The organism is Sphingomonas sp. AP28, from assembly GCF_056680455.1.
On sequence record NZ_CM155283.1, the window covers coordinates 132,694 to 150,833 of the forward strand.

Annotated in this window: 14 protein-coding genes; 5 read left to right on the plus strand and 9 right to left on the minus strand. The window is 61.9% G+C overall.

Annotation, left to right across the window (positions count from 1 at the left end):
* Window positions 1-2: 2 nt before the first annotated feature.
* From AC1MH0_RS00620 to AC1MH0_RS00635, 4 genes are all read right to left on the minus strand, one after another.
* The gene (locus AC1MH0_RS00620; protein ID WP_480964228.1) at window positions 3-1,157 is read right to left on the minus strand and encodes an efflux RND transporter periplasmic adaptor subunit; all 1,155 of its coding nucleotides are present in this window, start codon (window positions 1,155-1,157) and stop codon (window positions 3-5) included.
* On the minus strand, window positions 1,154-2,416 hold the full coding sequence (locus tag AC1MH0_RS00625) for a TolC family protein (RefSeq protein ID WP_480964229.1): 1,263 nt from the start codon (window positions 2,414-2,416) through the stop codon (window positions 1,154-1,156). The genes AC1MH0_RS00620 and AC1MH0_RS00625 overlap by 4 nt, the downstream gene beginning before the upstream one ends.
* A gap of 55 nt (window positions 2,417-2,471) precedes the next feature.
* Window positions 2,472-2,804 (minus strand): hypothetical protein, encoded by a 333-nt coding sequence (locus AC1MH0_RS00630; RefSeq protein ID WP_480964230.1) that lies wholly within the window; start codon window positions 2,802-2,804, stop codon window positions 2,472-2,474.
* A gap of 175 nt (window positions 2,805-2,979) precedes the next feature.
* Window positions 2,980-5,430 (minus strand): S9 family peptidase, encoded by a 2,451-nt coding sequence (locus tag AC1MH0_RS00635; protein WP_480964231.1) that lies wholly within the window; start codon window positions 5,428-5,430, stop codon window positions 2,980-2,982.
* A gap of 331 nt (window positions 5,431-5,761) precedes the next feature.
* Here AC1MH0_RS00635 and AC1MH0_RS00640 point away from each other — a divergent pair, with 331 nt between their 5' ends.
* The 4 genes from AC1MH0_RS00640 to AC1MH0_RS00655 all read left to right on the plus strand — a co-directional run bounded on the left by AC1MH0_RS00640 (window position 5,762) and on the right by AC1MH0_RS00655 (window position 7,852).
* Window positions 5,762-5,992 (plus strand): hypothetical protein, encoded by a 231-nt coding sequence (locus AC1MH0_RS00640; protein ID WP_480964232.1) that lies wholly within the window; start codon window positions 5,762-5,764, stop codon window positions 5,990-5,992.
* A 174-nt stretch (window positions 5,993-6,166) separates the two neighbouring features.
* Window positions 6,167-6,625 carry a GNAT family N-acetyltransferase gene (locus AC1MH0_RS00645; protein WP_480964233.1) on the plus strand — a complete coding sequence of 153 codons (459 nt, stop codon included), beginning with the start codon at window positions 6,167-6,169 and terminating at the stop codon, window positions 6,623-6,625.
* 325 nt (window positions 6,626-6,950) lie between these two features.
* The gene (locus AC1MH0_RS00650; protein ID WP_480964234.1) at window positions 6,951-7,289 is read left to right on the plus strand and encodes a hypothetical protein; all 339 of its coding nucleotides are present in this window, start codon (window positions 6,951-6,953) and stop codon (window positions 7,287-7,289) included.
* 407 nt (window positions 7,290-7,696) lie between these two features.
* Window positions 7,697-7,852 carry a hypothetical protein gene (locus AC1MH0_RS00655; protein ID WP_480964235.1) on the plus strand — a complete coding sequence of 52 codons (156 nt, stop codon included), beginning with the start codon at window positions 7,697-7,699 and terminating at the stop codon, window positions 7,850-7,852.
* A 341-nt stretch (window positions 7,853-8,193) separates the two neighbouring features.
* Here the strand turns inward: AC1MH0_RS00655 and AC1MH0_RS00660 are convergent, their stop codons facing one another.
* A complete protein-coding gene (locus tag AC1MH0_RS00660) occupies window positions 8,194-9,633 on the minus strand; it encodes an IS1182 family transposase (protein WP_480964236.1) in 1,440 nt (479 codons plus the stop codon).
* 163 nt (window positions 9,634-9,796) lie between these two features.
* Between AC1MH0_RS00660 and AC1MH0_RS00665 the strand changes: the two genes are divergently transcribed.
* The gene (locus AC1MH0_RS00665; protein ID WP_480964237.1) at window positions 9,797-10,723 is read left to right on the plus strand and encodes an EF-hand domain-containing protein; all 927 of its coding nucleotides are present in this window, start codon (window positions 9,797-9,799) and stop codon (window positions 10,721-10,723) included.
* A 1,586-nt stretch (window positions 10,724-12,309) separates the two neighbouring features.
* Here AC1MH0_RS00665 and bktB read toward each other — a convergent pair.
* The 4 genes from bktB to kce form a co-directional block, all read right to left on the minus strand.
* Window positions 12,310-13,488, minus strand: a complete 1,179-nt coding sequence (gene bktB / locus AC1MH0_RS00670) for a beta-ketothiolase BktB (protein ID WP_056025036.1) — start codon at window positions 13,486-13,488, stop codon at window positions 12,310-12,312.
* Between the two features lie 20 nt (window positions 13,489-13,508).
* Window positions 13,509-16,097: a TonB-dependent receptor gene (locus tag AC1MH0_RS00675; RefSeq protein WP_480964238.1), complete on the minus strand. Its 2,589-nt coding sequence runs from the start codon at window positions 16,095-16,097 to the stop codon at window positions 13,509-13,511.
* Between the two features lie 321 nt (window positions 16,098-16,418).
* Window positions 16,419-17,210 carry a cyclase family protein gene (locus AC1MH0_RS00680; RefSeq protein ID WP_480964239.1) on the minus strand — a complete coding sequence of 264 codons (792 nt, stop codon included), beginning with the start codon at window positions 17,208-17,210 and terminating at the stop codon, window positions 16,419-16,421.
* A 2-nt stretch (window positions 17,211-17,212) separates the two neighbouring features.
* On the minus strand, window positions 17,213-18,139 hold the full coding sequence (gene kce / locus AC1MH0_RS00685; protein WP_480964240.1) for a 3,5-dioxohexanoate:acetyl-CoA acetone transferase: 927 nt from the start codon (window positions 18,137-18,139) through the stop codon (window positions 17,213-17,215).
* Window position 18,140 lies beyond the last annotated feature (1 nt).

Consider the following 18,140-nt stretch of genomic DNA (forward strand, 5'->3'; position numbering starts at 1 on the left):
GTCTAGTCCTCGTCCTTCGCCGCGCCCTTGCCGAGTTCGGCCTTGAGCGTGAACGAGTTGGTCGAGGCGATGCGCTCCTCGCCGCTCAGGCCCGCGGTCACGGTGACCGCGCCGCCATTGGTGCGGCCGAGCGTTACCCGCGTCGCCCTGAAGCCGCTCGCGGTGCGTACGAAGACGTGCGGCCGATCGCCGATCATCTGCACGGCAGCCGAGGGCACGGCGATGCTGCGGTCGCCGCTGGCGGGGAGAAGCACCGACACGCCGACATTCTCGCCGACGCGCCAGAGGCCGCCCGCATTGTCGATCGTCGCGATCACGGGGACGAGCCGCGTGGTTTCGTCGAGGATCGGCGAGACGAAGGTCACACGGCCATCCTGGCGACGACCGGCGGACGTGACTTCCACGCGTGCACCCGGCTTTACGCGACCGGCGTCAGCGGGAACGAGCGACATCGTCACCGACACCTTGGCGAGGTTGGCGACGCGGAAGATTTCGGCATCGGCCGCGACCTGCTGCCCAAGCGTGGCCGACCGGGCGATCACCTGGCCGGCGATCGGCGCGCGTACCGCGATGCGGTTGAGCGCACCGCCTCCGCCACCCGTGGCCGACAGCTGCTGCCTCGCGAGTCGGAACGCGATGTTGGCTTCGGTTGCGGCGGTGCGGGCGGCGACGAGATCCTGCTCAGGTGACACGCGTTCGGCGAACAATCGTTGTTCGCGGTGTAGGTTCGATTGTGCAAGCGCGGACCGCGCGCCGGCCGCTTCGACCTCGGCATTGAGCGACGCTGCCTCGCGGCTCTCGATGATCGCCAGCGTCTCGCCGCGAGCGATGGATTGGCCGAGGTTGCGGGTGAGCGAGACCAGCCGGCCGCCGATCGGCGCGGCCACGACCTGCACGCCCTGCGGATCGCCCTCGATCGTCGCGGGCAGTTCGATCGCCCCGGCAACGCCGCCGACGGTCGGGCGCGTGACCTCGATACCGGCGTCGGCGATCTGCTGCGCCGACAGGGTCACGACCGCCGGATCGCCGGAAGCCCTCTCGGGGTCCTCGTTCGTCGTAGCGTTGGCTGCGGGCGTCGGGTCGGGGGAGGGGCCACAGCCTGCGAATGCCAAGGCGGCAGCGGCAGGCGCGATCGCGCGCAAGATCGTGCGGTTCATCGGTCGGTGTCCTTGGCAATCGGCGCTTCGGCAGTCAGCCGTTCGAGGCGCGCACGTGCGTCGTGATAGGCGGCAAGCGCGTCGATCGCGGCCGTCCGTGTGTCGAGAAGCGTCCGCTCCGCGTCGAGTAGGTCGAGCTGCCCGAACTTGCCTTCGCGGTAGCCGATGCGCGCGATCCGCGCGGCCTCCACGGCGGCGGTGAGTGCAGGCCCCGTCGCGTTGCGCGCTGTGGTCGCGGCGTTTGCCGCCTCGGCCTGCGTGGTTGCGATATCCTGCTCGGCATCGAGCAAGGCCACGCGGCGCAGCGCGTCCGACTGGTCGCGTTGCGCATCGGCGACGGCGATAGCCGATCGACCGCCGTTGAAGACGGTCAGCGGGATCGAGACGCCAAAGACGGCGGCGGTGTCGTTGGTCTGCTCTAGCCGTCGGGCGCTGGCGCTGAGCGTCAGGTCCGGCACGCGCTGGCTTCGCGCAAGCCGCACCTGCGCGGTCGCGGTGTCGAGACCCGCGCGGGCTGCCGCGGCGATGAGCGTACCCGTCGAACCGGATGGCGGGAGAGGGCCGAGCGCGTCCACCTGCTGGAACCAGGAGTCGTCGAGCGCGCCGACCGGCATTCCAATAAGCCGGGTGAGGTTCGCAGCGGCGACGGCGGCCGATCGGTCCGCACGCTCCAAGGCGCCCTCGGCTGCGAGGCGCGCAACGTCTGCGCGCTGTTCCTCCAGCGGTGAGGCGCGCCCCGCCTGCACCCGAACCTTGGCGGCGCGGAGCACTTCGGCGGCAATCCCGACCTGATCGCGCGCGACCGCTACACGACGTTGCACGGTCACCCCGACGACGTATGCCTGCGTAACCCGCAGTCGCAGGTCGGCGCGCGCAATCGCTGCTGCGATACCTGCGCGGCCGATCTGCGCGTCGGCAAGTGCCATCCGGGCCTGCCGCTTGCCGCCGCGTTCCAGGGGCAACGCCAACCCCAGCGTCGTTTCGGACGAGCGCAGGCCCCGATAGATCCCGGACCCGGCGACGTTCTCGGTCTCGGCGACGATCGACGGGTTCGGCCGTAGCGCCGCGACCCGGCGCTGCGCCTCGGCAGCGCGGACTCCGGCCGACGCGGCATCCTGGAAGGGCGAGGATGCGCCGCCGCGGGCTAGCGCCTCGGCAAGCGTGAGGACCAGTTCCGTCGAGGCCGGCGGACGGGTTTGGGCCTGCAGCGAAGATGCGCAGACCCCAGCGGCCATGACGGCCGCGATGATGCGATGCATTGAGATGCTCCTGACGACGAGGACGCGGGCGCGCACGGCGCACCCGATCGACGCGTCAGGCTTTCGGCGGTCTCAGGGCGGCATCGGCATCGCGGCCGACGAGCGTGGCGTCGACACCGAACGCGAGCATGGAGCCGGCCGGACCAGTCGTGCCGGCAAGCGTGTCAGCATCCGGCGTGCTCATATGGTGCGCGTGGCAGCTGCCATGATGATGCGGATACCCCTTGTCGGCGTCGGCAGCGACCTGATCGCCGTCGCCATCGACGTGCGACGCTGCTTCGTACTGGCTCGTCTCGATGCACCCGCCATTTTCAGCAGCATGCGCCACCCCGACCCAAGCGGTCAGGACGAGCATCAGACAGGCAAGGAATGGCAAAAGCCTACGCATCGGCAGGTGCGATAGCAGATTAAGTCACTGCTGTAACAGGGCACAGCGGGGCGGCCCGATCACGTTCGGTTTGAGAATGAACGAATGACCGAAGTTGGGGAGCGGCGAGGGGCCTTTCGGCGTCCGGCTATGGGTCAATTGCTTATCTAATTTTGGACGGTCATCGGTACTTCGATCACTTTTCCGTGGCTACCGCCGCTACTATCGATCCGGGCTGCTGCTTCGCCTTGACGTAGCGGTCCAGCCAGTCGGTCATCTGCCACAGCGTCTCCTCGGTCGACTCCAGCGCACGATAGCCGTGGGGTTCGTTGGGCAGAACGACGTAGCGTACCGTCGCGCCGTTGCCCTTGAGCGCTGCGTACATGCGCTCGGACTGGATCGGGAACGTACCGCTATTGTCGTCCGCACCGCCATGGACCAGCAGGATCGGTGCCTTTATCCGGTCGGCATAGGTGAACGGACTCATCTCGGTATAGGTCGGCGTCGCCTGCCAGTAGGTGCGCTGCTCGGCCTGGAAGCCGAACGGCGTCAGCGTGCGATTATAGGCGCCCGACCGCGCGATGCCGGCGCGGAACAGGTCGGTATGCGCGAGCAGATTGGCGGTCATGAACGCGCCGTAGCTGTGCCCGCCGACGGCCATGCGGCTGCGGTCGCCGACGCCCAGCTTGACGACCGCATCGACGGCGGCCTGCGCATCCTGCTGCAACTGCTTGACGTAGGTGTCGTTGGCCTCCGCGCCGCCCTCACCGATGATCGGCATCGACGGGTTGTCGAGGATCGCATAGCCCTGCGTCAGCAGGAACAGGTGGCTGATGCCGCGCGGCCGGACGAACCGATTGCCTTGATCGACCGTCTGGCCGGCGACCTTCGCGTCGGTGAACTCCGCCGGGTACGCCCACAGCAACGTCGGCAGCGGTCCGTCGCGTTTCACGTCATAGCCGGCGGGCAGGTACAGCGAGCCCGACAGCGGCAGGCCGTCGGCGCGGGGATAGGTGATCGTCCGCTGCGTGACGCCGGCAAAGACCGGGGCGGGATCGGCGAACGCGGTGACAGCCTTGGCGCTGCCGCCCTTCACGCCGCGGATCATGTAGTTGGGTGCGAGCTTCGCGCTCTCGCGCCGCGTCAGGATGCGCTGGCCACGCTCGTCGAGCAAGGCAACGACGGTTTCGTAATAGGGTGCCTCGGCGGTCCACAGCCGCGTCTGTTCGCCCCCGGCCAGCGGCATCGTGGCGAGGAAGGGGAACGCCCCCGCTTTCGTCGCGCCGTCGCCGGTGACGTACACGCCGTCATGCGCCGGCGTGAAGCGCATCACCGGTTTCCCGGCAGCATTCTCCTCCTCCATCGGCTCGCCGGGATCATTATATTGATCCTGATAGTTGAGCGTCGATATCGTCCGCGTCGGGCCGGGTTGCGATGGCGCGACGGCTAGGCGATGCTCGGTGCGGGTGCGCCATTCGCGGTCGACCACTATCGCGAAGCCGTCGTCGCCCCACAGGGTCTCCGCATAGCGGGCCGGGGTCTGCGCCAGTTCTACAGGGGCCGCAGAGAACGGCGCGGCCTGCATCATCACCTTGTCGTGGAACGCGATCTTCGTGCGCGGATTGCCGCCGTCCAGCGCTTCCGCCCAAACCAGCGTCGCCGGTGCATCCGACCGCCAGACCGCCTCGCGCGGGCCCTTGACGGTGGCGTCGAAATCGACCGGGAGATCGTCGGCGAGCGGGCGATCGACCAGAGTCTTCACCGGTTGGCCGCCGATCGTCGAGACGGCGATCTCGGTCGGGAAGAAGCTGGCGGGCAGCAGATAGGAATACGGCCGTTTGAGCCGCTCGGTCAGCAGGTAGCGACCGTCCGGGGAGACGCTGAACTCGGTGATCAGGCCGGGCGTTCCGATCGGCTGTGCAGCGCCGGCGAGATCGATCCGGACCAGCTGCCCGGTGAAGTAATGGTCGAACAGCGCCTCGTCATGCGCATCACCGAGCAGATCCTCGTAGGTCCGCGCTGCCGAGGTGCGACCGGCGCTTTCCTGTATCACCGGGCCGGTGGGGGTGCTGCTCGCGACGGGTGCCGCGCCGCGACCGGCGGGCACGGTATTGGCGACGAGCGCCTTGCTGTCCGGCATCCAGGCGAAGGGCTTGGCGAACGTACCGTTCAACCCCCGGGCGACCGTGCGGGCGCTGCCGTCGCGCTCGGCGATCCATAGCGACAGTCCGTCGGCCTCTTGCGCGTAGAAGGCGAGGCGGGTGCCGTCGGGCGACCAATCGGGCGCGGCGAAGCGCAAGCCGGTGGGCAGCTTGACCGTCACGGTCCGCCCCGAGCCGACGTCCTTGAAGCTGAGCGCGTTCAGCCATTGCACGCGCACTTCGGCTTGGCCGTTGGTGGCGGGATCGATGCGGTAGCCGCCCAGCCGCAGGATCGGTTTCGACAGATTGGCGATCGACGGCAAGTTCTCACGCCCCAGGATGGCGAGCGTGCGGTGATCGGGGCTGACGGCGACGCCGGGGGTGGGCGGCGTCTCCAGCGCCCTGGCGATCGCGTCGGGCGCGCGATGATAAGCGCTGCCGTTAGGCGTCTGAGCGTAAGCCGTGGTGGTCAGGAGAAGGGCAATCAGGCAGACACCGGCTCGCATTCGAATTCCTTTGTCGCTATCGTCAAGCCGTTTAGCGCCAGGGTTTGGTAGGCGGTGACAACATGGCGAGAGGTCAGAGCTTACGTGAGTTTCGTCGTAGGGTAAATTGTTGGGATCTCTTCAGCGCCAACATTAACGAACGTCTGGTCATGAGGATCGGCTGATGGCTATTGAACGGCCGAATCTGGGTCTGGCCGGAAGCCGTAGGGCAGGGGGTGTTCGCCCAATTGTAGACACTCCGCGCTGCTTACGATCTGCCTACAACCGGTCGTTCATTCTATTTCAGGTATCGCTCGGTAGCGTGCCGGCGGAGAGGTCGAAGGGTAGTTCTGTGTCGGCAAAACCTGAAGATGAAGAGATCGAATATGTGCCTGCTTGGGCAGTCGCCAAAATACTGACGCTGGCCGTTTTCATCATTGCGACCCTTGAATGGTGGGCCGAACGTTCACCGCGAATGCTAGCCATTGATCTACTTCTAGTCGGGCTGTGGCTAGCAATCCACCGATTGAAGCCTCCAGATTACGATCCCGCGTGGCCGCGCAAATTAAAGAATGACCTGTAGAGCCGTAGCTCAAACCTCAAACCGCGCTAGTCAAAGCGGTCGGGCCGCAGTCCTCCCATCTCAGTTATCCCAGAATGTTGTCGTGATCGGGCTGACCGGCACGGTGGGGACCTTGATGAAAATCCACGTAACGGACATTCACGCCGGGATGTGAACTGGCGAGCAGGAGGCAAGATGTTCGAAATCCGCGAAGACGACCTATCCGGTGATCAAACCCGTTCCTTATTGGCGTTTCATCTGGCTGGGATGCATGCGGCCTCGCCCCCGGACAATGTCTTTGCTCTCGATCTCACAGGTCTGCAGGCTCCGGAAATCACAGTGTGGACGGCGTGGCGTGACGGCCGTGTTGCCAGCGTTGGCGCGATCAAGATGCTGCCCGACGATGACGCCGAAGTGAAGTCGATGCGCACCCATCCTGATTTCATGCGGCAGGGGGCAGCAGCAGCCCTTCTGGATACGATTATCGGTGTGGCGCGAAATAGGGGTGTAAGACGGTTGAGCCTCGAAACTGGTAGCGGTGATGCGTTCGAGCCGGCTCTCGCGCTTTACCGCCGTCGGGGTTTTACGAACGGAGCCGCGTTTGGAGAATATAAAGCTACGGCGTTCAACCAGTTTTTACATCTGGATTTGTAATTCCACTCCCATCCTGAATCACCGCGTTCCCGCCAACTCAGCATCTGACAATCTCGGTTTTTGACAATCTCGGCTTTAACCGTCTGCCTCGCCGGAAGCCGAACGACCGCTATGCCCGCCTTTCAACCCGTTGAGGCAACGGATCAGCCGCCGAGTGCTACCATCAAGCCTGATGAACGAATGGCTGAAGTTGGGAGGCGCGGAAGGGCGCCCGAACGTCCGGGTATGGGTTTGGCCGGAAGCCGTAGGGCAGGGGGTGATCGCCCAATTGCGGAGTTTCCTTTTCTCATGCAGCTTTCCGTGATCCGCCAGAGGGAGAGGTTATATGACGGGGTTTCGAACGCTGCTGATCGCGGCATGGCTTGCGCTAGTGTCATACACCGTAGTCGTGATAGCCGAGTATCGGCTGAACCTGCTGCCGGTGTTTTTCGGCGACATTGCCAAGGTCACCTGGTCGGGTCAGTTTAATGCCGACTTCCTGTGCTTCCTTGCTCTTTCGGCGGTTTGGACCGCGTGGCGTAACAACTTCACTTCTGGCGGGTTCGTACTAGGCGCCGTAGCATTCGTCGGGGGCGCAGGCTTCCTTCTACCATACCTACTGATACTGAGCATCGAAACTCGTGGTGACGTTAAAGGGCTGTTGATGGGCCGGCATCGTTCCTAAGGCCCCGTGGGCTTTCCACCAATTCCGGCCCTTCCCCCTCACGTCCATTTCCGAAGAGTGCCATGATACCTGAGGATCTTCGGTGGCAGTTAGATCAAGGCGTAGATGATAGGCGTTCAGCGGGCTGCCCGTTCAGTAACCGTAGTGTTCGAATGTACTAGCCGGCTCTGTCTTTCGGGCTATCGACGCGCAGCTGCGAGTAATTTACCGTCGAGACGGTGAGACCGAGCGACCCTGACGACATCAGCCCTGAACGGATGGGACATGGTGAGCTCAAGACCACACAGGACCTGTGCGATGCACTTGAGGAGCTAAGGCTCCTGGCAATCCGGCTGAACCAGAGGACCGTCGGGGCAGTGATAGCGAGTGCTATCGGCCTCATCTGCCATACCACGCACTGAGCCCCCATGATGACGGAAGAAGACGGCAACGTCCTAAAGGCCCGGCTTGAGGAAGTTTTGGCGTTGGCGGATCGTCACAGCCTGTTACTGACGGGCGTGCGGATCGCGGAGGCATTGGACACGCTCGCTATCGAAACCCGGCAGAATCGTCGGGCCGTATAGTCCCTCCCCGTCCCGCGAATGTCTGGCGGGTAGGAGGGTTTGGCGCCCTACTTGACGCGGTCGTGTCCGTTAACGCCCAAAGCCGGACGTTCCAGTGGGCAACTTGCAGTCTCGAAAGCGGACATCCGTTCATCACGATGATGCCAACAAGGCGATGCGTTGATGCAAAAATCAAACAGACTGTGTGGAAAGTCGTGAACAACGCGGTCGGTGTCAGCGATTTCCAATCTCGAGCGGTTCGAGAACCAAATGAGCCCGAAGGTGGCCGTTGATGGCCTTGAGGCGGCGAGAGACGGCTGTTGGAGGTCCGGTCTGGCGTTCGTGGCGCGAGAAGGCCGGTTTTACGCCCTTACCGCGGCGATCAGGCCCGGAACACCGACCAGAGTGATGGCCCGTCTGATATTATAGGCGAGCGCGGTCAGGCTGAACTCGCCGCGAACGTTCTCGAGCCGGCGCATCAGGAACGCGCCCTGACCCATCCACTGTTTGATGGTGCCGAAGGGGTGCTCGACGCTGTTTCGCCGGTGGTCCAGCATCTCGGGTCTGGCCGCCAACCGCGCCGCCATGCGGTCGAGAACGGCCTCGTTCTCCAGACGCGAGACGCGGCGGAATGACCGAGTACAGCGCGATCTCAGCGCGCACGCCTTGCAGGCATCGCGGTTGGCATAGTCGACCTTCACATTGTCGCGTGACTTGCCCCTGTAACGCGGCGAGAGCGCTGCCCCAGCCGGGCAAACGAAGACGTCTCGGTCAGGCTCGTAGCGGAACACGTCCTTGCCGAAAAAGCCCTCGCGCACGGCGGGGCCGCGGATTGGCTTGGGCACATAGGCCGTAACCCCGGCCACCTCGCAGGCCTCGATATCCTCGATCTTGAAGTAACCCCGGTCGGCGACGGCCTCGATCCGCTCAACGCCAAGCGCTTCCATTGCCGCTGTCGCGGTCTGCGCGAGCAGGCCGAGGTCGAGGACCTGGTTGCTCACCGCCTGCTCGGCGATCAGCTTGTGCTTCACGTCGACGGCGAGCTGGATGTTGTAGCCGACCCCCACTTTGGTCATGCGCGCCATCGCGCGGGCGTCCGGATCGGTCAGCGAGATCTGGTCGGCGCCGGTGCGATCCAGTTCGGCGAGCATCTCCTTGTGACGATCGCGCTTGCCCTGAATGGCGGCGATCTTCTCGGCCAGTTTGCCATCGCCATTGCCGGAACCGCCGCCCGGCGTGCGGTCTTCGTCGGCATCGCCCTCGTCGAGCCGTTTCATGTAGCCGGCGAGCCTCTCGTCTGCATCCTGGATAGCTTTGGCGAGCGATGCGGGGGTGAAGTTCCGGGTTTTGTTGTTGACCGCCTTGATGCGCGTGCCGTCGACCGCCACGAGCTCGCGCCCGAACAGATCGAGCTGACGACACAGCACCACGAACTCGCGGAACACCGTCTTGAAGGCGGCACGGTTGTCGCGGCGGAAGTCGGCGATGGTTTTGAAATCCGGCTTGAGGTGCCGTAGCAACCAGATGACCTCGACATTGCGGCGCGTCTCGGCTTCCAGGCGCCGGCTCGACCGGATCCGGTTCAGGTAGCCGTAGATGTACAGCTTGAGCAGATCAGCCGGATCGTAGCCCGGGCGGCCCGTTGCCTTGGGCTGTACACGGACGAACCCCGCCGACCCAAGGTCGAGCCCGTCAACAAAGGCCTCGATGAACCTGACCGGATTATCCGGTCCGACATAATCATCCACCGCTTCGGGCAGCAGCAGGAGCTGCGAGCGGTCCGTTCCAGACAGATGCGCCATGCCACAAACATACCATGCGCCGCGATCTACGGGAATCCTCAGACCGGGTTCTCACACAGTCTGCAAAAGTTTTGCATCAAGAGCGCGGCTAGAAATCACCCGAGGGAGTCGATTTAATCCTCGCGTCAGCAACGTGTAATGTCATCCGGGGCTAGGATGGCAAATGGTGATGCCTTTCTTTCTGATTATTGCAGCACAGGCTGCCGCTTCCGGCGCGATATCGAGCCTCGATCCGTTGGGTCGTGACACCGAAGCGACGTCCGTGGCGAGCGCCACCGCGCTTCATAAGAAGATGGATGCCAATCGTGATGGATACGTTACCCCAACAGAGATGGCCGGGTTCGTCACGAAGTCGATGAACGGTTTGGCAATACCGGGAACCGATACCGCTCATCCGCTACCGCCGTTGTCAGCAGCACTTTTCCAAGCAGGCGACATCGACAAGGATGGTCGGATATCTCTCGCCGAAGAGATCGCCGCGGCAAAGCGTGCTTTTGCGCTTCAGGACACAAACCACGATGGTGTGGTGACGCCAGAAGAACGAATGGCATTTATGCAAAAGATCATAAGCGATGGGAAGACGCCGGAAGGCGTATCGCTACGTCCTTCATCAGGTGCCAAGGACGCCGGACAGGCGGGTGAGATATGGAATCCGCCCGCTCAGGCTGTGTGGTCGGGATCAGCAACTCCTATCAAAATAGCGTTGAAGGCCGGCGCAGCGCCGATGAGCGGCATGGCGTCGCTTACAGTGGATCTTACTGCAACGAATGATGGTTTCGCTATCTCGCCATTCGTTCAGGTGACACGCGGGATCGCCTTTCTGGTCAGATCGTCGACCGGCCAGTTCGTCGAGCCTGCAGAACTAATGATAGGATCACCGCCGCCACCGCCGCTTGCGCCCGGCGAGTTGACTGCCATCCGCCGCGAGACGCCTTTTCACGTCGCCATTCACGAAAAGACGCGGACGATCTTTCCGAGGCCGGGTATCTACCAAGTCCAGGCGATGATCTCTCTGTTCGATCCTAGCGCAACGCCGGCTCGCTATGCCAAGGCTATTTCGTCGCCCGTGACGGTTAAAGTAACAAAGTAAGCTTATTATGCGCCAACAATCAACACTAGCACCATATCTGTTTTTGGCGGCGCTTTTAGTTTGCGCAGGCCTAGCGATTATTATGTATCACTACGGTGTGTGGTTTGTCGGTTGATTCGACCAACGTTCCATAAACCTTTCAAACTGAAATCCCATAAAACTTCGCCACGATGCTAAATCGAACTATTGAACCAACCGCAAATGCGATAAATACAATAAAGAATAAGGGATCAGTGTAGGGTATAAGACCATCTCTTTTCTTTATACTACCATCAAAGAAAAACGGAGAAAATACGGTAGAAAGACAGCAAAACAGCGGAAATATGAATAGAAACGTGTTCGTATCCTCAGGCTTCTGCGGTCTCGAATTATAATAAACTAGATTGTACAGGTCGGAGCTATGAGGAATTTTTGACCTTAGCCAGATCATTACCACAAAAAGTATGATGCTGATACCGCCTAAAACTAATCTACAAACCCTTGTAATTTTACTTAACATATGGCGCCAAAGTTTGGACGGCTGTAGACATGATACAAACTCAGTAATTTATACATTACGGATATGAAAGGTTGTTAAAATCTATCGTCATCGTATTGCTGCTCGGCTTGTCCATCTTGAGCCGCTGATGATTACAGCACCAAGAGCCCAAATAAGCGCTAGCTGAAAAATACTTGTTCCAATGGATAGCGGCAAGACAGAATTATTACTGACCCTTAGTTGATACTCGGCAAGTTTGACGCAGGCGCTACCGGAATCAACTGTGTGCAAATGGCACGCATCAAGGTTGTGAAAGTATATTCTAAAATGCTCGTGCGATAGCAATGACCACCGCATTAAACTTGCAACCACTAACCAGAGCACGGAAAATACGGTGCCGACGCGAAGCCAGAACCGTAACGGCATGCGGAGAAAGGCATCAACCATCCGGATACTTCCCATAGGTTGTACTTAGCAAAGCACGTTGATGGGCACCTTGAAAGTGACAAATTCGACATTCGCGGTAGGCGCTCTGATGCAAAAATCACGGATTACGCATCAGCCCAAAAACGGCAGGAAGCTGAGGGCTCCAGCGATGCAAAATGCTGATGCATCTGAGATACCCGTTCAGTGGTCCGTTTCCTGAGGTGTGACCTCCAAAGCGGACGGTCCGCTTTCCTTGCCCCATCACGACTTCACGAGCGGATAGCCGGGCTTGAAAATCGGCTATTCGCAAAGATGAACCAGCGTCTGAAGTTGGGAGGCGAGGGTAGGGGCGTGAACGTCCGGTTCTGGGTCAAAACGAAGCTTCGATACTAACGTATCGGCGACAAGGTTCTCAAACGCTTTGAAAAGCTCATTCTACTCTAAAAATGAAGATAGCGATAGACTAAAGCCGGCGGGGAAGCAGACAAGTGAAGATAGGGGGGCAATTAAGGCGCAGTGGTTGCGAAATATTCATGATGTGGTGAAGCTGGGACGAAATATTACGTCCAAAGTCAATGATATCAGAACTAGCGGCACTCCCGCATCTTGCGTTGTCGATAGCGTTCGCTCGTTGCCGCTCACAACAAAGAATGATTCTGCCCCAAGGAGACCACGAATCCTCTCAACCGCGTTCGACGATCATCGCTATACCCTGCCCCCCGCCTATGCACATTGTCACGAGAGCGTAGCGGCCGCCGTTGCGGGCAAGTTCGTAGAGAGCCTTCACCGTCAGGATAGCCCCCGTCGCACCGACCGGATGGCCGAGCGATATACCCGATCCGTTCGGATTCACCTTGTCGGGGTCGAACCCAAGCGTTCGCGATACCGCACAGGCCTGTGCGGCAAAGGCTTCGTTGGACTCGATCACGTCGATCTGGTGAAGCGTCAGACCAGCGCGTTCGAGTGCAATCGGTACCGCCTGAATAGGCCCCAACCCCATGTGGCTGGGCGCAACGCCGGCATGACCCCAACCGAGAATCTTGCCGAGCGGCGTCAGGCCGCGCGCCTCCACCGCAGATGCCGACGCTAAAATCACGGCTGCGGCACCGTCGTTGATCCCCGACGCGTTGCCTGCCGTCACCGTGCCGGCCTTCTGAAAGGCAGGGCGTAAACTCGCCATCGAGTCGGCATTCGCGTCGCCGCGGACGTGTTCGTCGACCGCGAATTCGCGTGTGCCGCGACCTTGTTTGACGGTGATCGGCAGGATCTGGTCGTCGAACCGTCCTTCGGATTGCGCCTGCGCCGCCCGCCGGTGGCTCTCGACCGCGGCGGCATCCTGATCGACCCGCGAGACGTCGTGATCGCGCGCGATGTTTTCCGCAGTGATGCCCATGTGATAGCCGTCGATCGGATCGCTCAGGACCGCGATCATCGCATCAACCATCTGCACGTCGCCCATCTTCTGGCCGAACCGAACCGCGGGCACGTGGTGAGGCGACCGGCTCATTACCTCTGCACCGCCGGCTGCCGCGATCTCGACCTCGTCGAGTGCGATCATCTGCGCGGCCGAGATGATCGCTTGTAGGCCCGATCCGCATAGCCGGTTGAGTGTCAGGGCAGGGGCGCGGTCGGGAACCCCAGCCTTGAGTGCCGCGACCCGCGCCAGATACGCGTCCTGCGGTATCGTCTGGATCACCTGACCCATCACGACATGCTCGATATCGTTCGGCGTCAACCCGGCTCGCCGCACTGCTTCGGCGAGGACGCTCGCGCCCAGGTCCGCGGGCGCGTGATCCTTCAGGCTGCCCCCGAAATCACCGATCGCGGTCCGTACGCCCGACACGATATACACTGGCTTCACGCTCGTCTCTCCGACGTTGTTCAATATTTGAAGCTTGCCTGCAGCAGGACTTCCCGGCCGCGCGCCACGACTCCGCGCTGCTCGCCCTGCGTGAGTGGAATGCTAGTGCCGCCGGTGCGATCACCCGCAAACAGCAAATAGTACTTGTTCGTCAGATTGCGACCAATCAGCGACATCTGCCACCGGCCGTCGGTCGGCCCGACGCGGGCGCTCGCGTTGAACCGCCAGAAGTCGTTCTGCTTGGAGGCGGGCGCAAAGGAGTCGCTCGCGAAGTATGCGGAGTTATAGAAGGTATCGCCGGTCACCCCGACTTCGAAATCATTGCTGGCCGGGATGGTCAGCTCGAAGCCCGCATTGCCGGTCAGGTCGGGCGAACGCGCTGGGGCTCGGCCGTCGAGCACCTGTTGCAGGATCGGCGTCCCTGCCGCGGTCAAAGTCCGCGTACCCGTCGCGTTGGTCACAAACGAACATCCGGACGGTGCAGCGGCGGTAAGCGCAACGGCCGCTGGAATCGTGTAGCCGTAGCACTGGCCGGTGTAATCGCGGAACCGGTTGTGCACGTATGCAACCGCGGCATGCAGTCGCAGCATCCGTGTGGCGTCGAAATTGGCCTCAAGCTCGCCACCACGCTGGCGTACCTGTCCGGCGTTGCTGATCTGGAATCGTATCGTGCTGGCGTCGTATTGCGTGACCTGCAGATTGCTAAAGTTGTATGCGAAGGCTGATGCAGTCAGTCGCAGCCGCCGGTCAAACAGCTCACCCTTGGCGCCCGCCTCAAAGCCTTTCACCGTTTCCGAATCGAAGTCGATGTCGGCGAGCGTCGTGTTGGTCTGGATCGGGCTGGTGATCCCGAACCCGCCCGATTTGAAACCGGTCTTGTAGGCGATGTACAGCGTCGAATTGGCCACCGGATGGTAGGACAACGTCGCCTCGGGCGAAATGTTGTCATCCTTGAAGGTCCCGGCGAGGATACCGGGAGTCTGGTCGGTCGAACTTGCGAACACGGTTGCGGCAGTATTAAACCGGCCCAGCGCCGAGTTTATGCCATAAAGGTTCTGGTTCCGCGTCTTCTTCTTCTCCGACGTGTAACGTGCGCCTGCGGCAAGTTCGAGCTTAGGCACAATCAGCCAAGTTGCCTGGCCGAACACCGAATAGGTGCGGCCGGTCAGGTACGCGTCCTTCTCGTACGTCTCGATCCTATCGTTGAGCGGATTGTAGCTGATGTCAGCGCGAAAATTGGTGTCGTTGTACAGTTCGTCGCGGGTGTCGCCATAATACGCGCCGACGAGGAAGTTGACCGGCCCGTCAAGCTTGGTCAGCAGGCGGAATTCCTGGCTAAAGCTAGCGTAGCTGGTGTCTTCGTACGTGGTCAGCGCGTTGTCGACGGTGTGCGTCAGGCCCGATACGCTGCGATACCGGTTGTAGATTCGGCCGGTCAGCGACGACAGGTTGAAGTCGTCGGTATCGTATTTAAGCACCAGCGACGCCGTGTACGCCTTATTCAGCCCGCGCGAGCGGTTGTCACCATCTAGCGCGGGAATGCGGTTGGCGATCGCGGGGACGATGTTGCTGAAGCTGGTTTGGTTGTCGGCGCGGCAATCGCCGAACGGATCGGCGACCCCGAACGACCGTGGCCGGTCGCCCGTGCACGGACCGATATTCTGTGAGAACGAGCCGCCGCCCGGATCATGCGCGATCAGCCCGAACAGTTTTGCGCTTGCCGAAAATGCACTGGTCGGATTGTACTCGAGCGTCACGCGACCCATCGTCTCGTCGTCCCCGACCCTGCGACCCGGTGCGCCGGGTAGCGTTCCGGTCGACGCGGGCAGTGCGGCCGGAAAGAACGGGTTCGGCGCGACTTGCGCGTTGTTGTAGAGCCAGCCCTTCGCATCACGGTGCTTGATCGCCACGCGGCCGCCAAGTGTCTCGGTGATCGGGCCGGAGACATGCGCTTCGCCCGACACTTCGTCGGCGACGAATTCATAACCGACGCGTCCGCCGACCTCGAAGCGATCGGTCGGTCCTGCGGTGGTGATCGAGATGACGCCGGCCGGGCTGTTCTTACCGAAGAACAGCGCCTGCGGGCCCTTCAGCACTTCGACCTGCTGGATGTCAAAGAATCCGAGTGTCGCAACGCGCCCGGAGGACGACTGGATGCCGTCGATCGCAACCGAGACGGGCTGTTCATACCCAACCTGCGTCGGCGGCGAGCTGATCCCGCGGATCGCGATCGAACCGCCACCGATCGTGCGATAATTGCTGACGATCACGGTTGGGGTTAGTTCGCCGATCTTGGTAAGGTCGGTGGCGTTGTATTTGTTGATTTCTGCGGCCGACAGCACGGACACGGCGACGGGCACGTCGAGCAACCCTTCCTTCCGGAGACGCGCGGTGACAACGATGTCTGCGTCGCTGGCGACCGGGGCGGCATCCGTGGCCTGCTCAAGCGGCGTGGGGTTGCCTGGCGGGACGGCGACTGAAGCGGCGGGGGGGACCGGCGTGCCCTGGGCGGGTGCGAGCTGCGCGAGCGCGGTCCCCGCTATCAATGCTGAAGAACAGACGGCGGCAAGCGCGCCGATCCGGACCGAACGATATGAACGCACCTTCATGCCATCCTCCTCCTGTGTCGCGGTATGATTATCCGGCCGACCTCCAGTTTTGGATGGTCTGCCGAAGCCGCTGTGGTGGTCGGTGAGGGAACCTCCCCCCCGACATGTCGAAAGCTAGGCGCGCCTTCCGTCGGCTGTCAACAGAAACGTTGACAATAACTTGGGTGATCGGTTTGAGGCGTAATTACGCAACATCGAGCAGGTCGTGCTGACAAACAGAAGCGCGTTACACTTTTTCAGCGGCTCGTTCTGCCTTCCGACGAGTAGGGGACAGAGCAGTTAATCCACGCAGGCGTTGACGATATCTGCAACCCAAGCGGCTCAGGAATCGAGTATCGCCACCGCGCGTGTCCATCCGCCCGATGCCGCACGAATCTTTACGGGGAAGCAGGCGATCGTGAACCCGGTTGCCGGCAGGCTCTCCAAGTTGTGCAATTTCTCGATATGGCAGTAGCCGATGTCGCGCCCGGCCTTGTGACCCTCCCAGATCAGTCCTGCGTCACCGCTCTTCGCATATTCAGCCGCGGTATGGACGAACGGCGCGTCCCAACTCCAGCCGTCGGTGCCGGTCACGCGCACGCCGCGCTCCGTCAGGTACAGCGTCGCGTCGCGTCCCATGCCACAGCCCGAAGCGACATAATCGTCGTATCCGAACCGGTCGCCCGCGCTGGTGTTGACGACGACGATCTCCAGCGGGGACAGCGTATGTCCGATCCGCGCCAGTTCCGCCTCGACGTCCTCAGCGGTCGCAACGTAGCCGTCGGAGAAATGCCGAAAGTCGAGTTTGACGCCGGGCTGGAAGCACCAATCGAGCGGTACCTCGTCGATCGTGATCGCGCGCTTGCCGCCATCTCCAATCTTGGCATCCATGGTAGACGCATAGTGATACGGCGCATCGAGGTGCGTTCCGTTGTGCGTGGTGAGCGCAACGCGTTCGATTGCCCAGGCCTCGCCGTCGGGAAGGTCGTCTGCTGCCAAACCCGGAAAAAAGCCGAGCAACCCCGGGACCGACGCCTTGTGATCGATGTATTCTATACTCGGGCCGTAGCCGGGCGGATCGGAGATCACGTCGTTTTCGAGGAACACCGATAGGTCGATGATCGTGCGTGCCATGCTCAGAACTCCACCCGGTCGCCACCCTTGAGGCCGAGCATCGCGCGCGCCTCGCTCGGCGTGGCAGGTTCATGCCCCATCTCGTGCAGAATGCGGACGATCTTTGCTACCTGCTGCGCGTTCGAGACCGCCAGTTCGCCGCGTTCAATGAAGAGGCTGTCCTCCAGGCCGACGCGGACATGCCCACCCATCAGCGCGGCCTGGGTCAGGAACGGCATCTGGTACCTGCCCGCCGCCAGCACCGACCATTGATACGATCCGCGCCCAAACAGCCGGTCCGCAGTCGCCTTCATGAACATCAGATTTTCGAGATCGGGACCTATCCCGCCCAGAATGCCGAAGATCATCTGGATGAAGAACGGCGGCTCGACGATCCCCGCAGCGACGAAATGCGCAAGGTTGTAGAGGTGGCCGACGTCGTAGCATTCATGCTCGAACTTGGTGCCGCCCTCGCGCATCGTCGTAATGATCCGGTCGATGTCGCGGAAGGTGTTGCGGAAGATATAGTCGTCGGAGTTGAGGACATAGTCCTTTTCCCACGCGTGCTTCCAGTCGGTGATCCGCCGCCCCGCGCCGTGGAACGCGAAGTTGATGCTGCCCATGTTGAGCGAGCACATCTCCGGCTTGAAGCGCGTCGCCGCCGCCAGCCGATCGTCGAGCGGCATCGTCGCCGAGCCACCCGTGGTCAGGTTGACGACCGCATCGGTACGCTGGCGGATCACCGGCAGGAATTGCGCGTAGACGTCCGGATCGCCGGTCGGCTGTCCCGTCTCGGGCACGCGCGCATGGAGATGCAGGATCGCAGCGCCCGCCTCTGCGGCAGCTATCGCCTGGTTGGCGATTTCCTCGGGCGTGATCGGCAGCGCGTCCGACATGCTCGGCGTATGCGCGCCGCCCGTCACCGCGCACGTGATGATGATCTTGGCCATG

Excerpts from the sequence above, each read along its gene's own strand:
- AC1MH0_RS00620 (WP_480964228.1), bottom strand. The coding sequence starts at position 1,157 with ATGAACCGCACGATCTTGCGCGCGATCGCGCCTGCCGCTGCCGCCTTG.
- AC1MH0_RS00625 (WP_480964229.1), bottom strand. The coding sequence starts at position 2,416 with ATGCATCGCATCATCGCGGCCGTCATGGCCGCTGGGGTCTGCGCATCT.
- AC1MH0_RS00630 (WP_480964230.1), bottom strand. The coding sequence starts at position 2,804 with ATGCGTAGGCTTTTGCCATTCCTTGCCTGTCTGATGCTCGTCCTGACC.
- AC1MH0_RS00635 (WP_480964231.1), bottom strand. The coding sequence starts at position 5,430 with ATGCGAGCCGGTGTCTGCCTGATTGCCCTTCTCCTGACCACCACGGCT.
- AC1MH0_RS00645 (WP_480964233.1), top strand. The coding sequence starts at position 6,167 with ATGTTCGAAATCCGCGAAGACGACCTATCCGGTGATCAAACCCGTTCC.
- AC1MH0_RS00650 (WP_480964234.1), top strand. The coding sequence starts at position 6,951 with ATGACGGGGTTTCGAACGCTGCTGATCGCGGCATGGCTTGCGCTAGTG.
- AC1MH0_RS00655 (WP_480964235.1), top strand. The coding sequence starts at position 7,697 with ATGATGACGGAAGAAGACGGCAACGTCCTAAAGGCCCGGCTTGAGGAA.
- AC1MH0_RS00660 (WP_480964236.1), bottom strand. The coding sequence starts at position 9,633 with ATGGCGCATCTGTCTGGAACGGACCGCTCGCAGCTCCTGCTGCTGCCC.
- AC1MH0_RS00665 (WP_480964237.1), top strand. The coding sequence starts at position 9,797 with ATGGTGATGCCTTTCTTTCTGATTATTGCAGCACAGGCTGCCGCTTCC.
- AC1MH0_RS00675 (WP_480964238.1), bottom strand. The coding sequence starts at position 16,097 with ATGAAGGTGCGTTCATATCGTTCGGTCCGGATCGGCGCGCTTGCCGCC.
- AC1MH0_RS00680 (WP_480964239.1), bottom strand. The coding sequence starts at position 17,210 with ATGGCACGCACGATCATCGACCTATCGGTGTTCCTCGAAAACGACGTG.
- kce (WP_480964240.1), bottom strand. The coding sequence starts at position 18,139 with ATGGCCAAGATCATCATCACGTGCGCGGTGACGGGCGGCGCGCATACG.